The sequence below is a fragment of the Bradyrhizobium sp. P2_E8 genome (genome assembly GCF_056403875.1).
The window spans coordinates 1-1,684 of sequence record NZ_JBFUES010001322.1 but is presented as its reverse complement, the minus strand read 5'-3'; the positions used below and the strand labels follow the sequence as shown (position 1 = coordinate 1,684).

The following is a 1,684-nucleotide window of genomic DNA, read 5'->3' as shown; positions in this document are numbered from 1 at the left end:
GACCCATACCGCGTGATCCCTCAATGAGGCATGCTGGTTGACGCCTTCAAAAACAGCTCAGGCCCGTGGTTATGGGTCCCGGCCTTCGCCGGGACGACAACAACGTCAATTCACCTGCTCGTCCGAATACACGCCCCAGAGGCGTTCCTGCTGGATCCAGCCGTCAAAGCCGTTACCGGTGACGCGGCACCAGTTTGCGCTGCACTTCTTCACCTGGGTGACCACACCGGCCTGGAGCTTGGCCGCAACCGCGCTGTCGGGATCGGCGCGGTCGTAGATCGGCGCGAGCTCGTCCTTGTGCTTCATGGTGACGACCGCGGTGCGGCGGCCCGACAGCAGCGAGTGATAGACCCAGCCCTCGGCGCCTTCGGAATCGCGCACCCGGCGCCAGTTCTCGAACTCGGCGGTGATTTCGACCGGCAGGCCGGCACGGGTGTAGACCCAGGCCACGTCATTGTCCTTGGTCGGACCGGCCCGGACGTTCACGTGATCCGACTTGAGGCTGACATAGCGGGGCACCGGGAGGCCGCTGGCACTCTGGGGGGTATTGTCCTTCGCCGAATGCGAGGGGCTGACCGAGGCGCTCAACCAGGTGCAAACGAGCGCCATCACCAAACAAAAACGCCCCAACGCCATCAACCCGTCTCCTGTCGAGGAGCCGGCCGAGCCGGACCCTCACCCCAAAATTCCAAAAAAACCCTGCCGCGGTCGTCCCTGACCCGCCCCACGCGGGTGTTCCCCATGCCTGGCCCGTGGTTCTTGTCTTGGCCCGGCCTTCTGCTAGAGAGGACGGACGCTTGAACAGCCAGTTTGGCCCGATTTTCCGGCTGGAAATATCGGGAGAGCTTGAAGGAAACGCCGGGGACGACACGGCAAGGGCAGTGTCGAACAACCGGGTTAATGAGGCCTGAACGGCCAGCCTTTGGCGACAGAGGCGGGCTTGCGACGCTTCATGAGAGCAGGACATGTCGGTGAAGAAAAAGCCCCTCGTCGTGGTGACGCGCAAGCTGCCGGATTCGATCGAGACGCGGATGCGCGAGCTGTTCGACGCGCGGATCAATCTCGACGACACGCCGATGTCGCCCGAGCAGATCGCGGAAGCCGCGCGCACCGCCGACGTGCTGGTTCCGACCGTCACCGACCACATCACCGCCGACATCGTCAACCAGCCGGACTGCAAGCTCCGCCTGATCGCGAATTTCGGCAACGGCGTCGACAATATCGACGTCGAGGCTGCGCATGCCCGCGGCATCACCGTCACCAACACGCCGAAGGTTTTGACCGAAGACACCGCCGACATGACCATGGCGCTGATCCTGGCCGTGCCGCGCCGGCTGATCGAAGGCGCATCGATCATGACGGAAGGAAAACCCTGGGCCGGCTGGTCGCCGACCTGGATGCTCGGCCACCGCATCGGCGGCAAGCGTCTCGGCATCATCGGCATGGGCCGCATCGGCCAGGCGGTGGCGCGCCGCGCCCGCGCCTTCGGCCTGCAGATCCACTACCACAACCGCCGTCCCGTCGCGCCGAAGATCGCCGAAGAGCTTGGCGCGACCTAYTGGGAAAGCCTCGACCAGATGCTGGCSCGGATGGACATCCTCTCGGTGAACTGTCCGCATACGCCGGCGACCTATCACCTGCTCTCGGCGCGACGGCTGAAGCTGATCCGCAAGGACGCCTACAT

The 1,684-nt window shown here is 64.6% G+C and carries 2 protein-coding genes; one reads left to right on the top strand and one right to left on the bottom strand.

What is annotated here, in order from left to right; all coding sequences use genetic code 11:
• Positions 1 to 105 precede the first annotated feature (105 nt).
• Positions 106 to 636 carry an SH3 domain-containing protein gene (locus AC1D00_RS40050; RefSeq protein WP_135175164.1) on the bottom strand — a complete coding sequence of 177 codons (531 nt, stop codon included), beginning with the start codon at positions 634 to 636 and terminating at the stop codon, positions 106 to 108.
• 329 nt (positions 637 to 965) lie between these two features.
• Here AC1D00_RS40050 and AC1D00_RS40045 point away from each other — a divergent pair.
• On the top strand, positions 966 to 1,684 hold a 719-nt coding region (locus tag AC1D00_RS40045; protein ID WP_477014495.1), incomplete at its 3' end, for an NAD(P)-dependent oxidoreductase.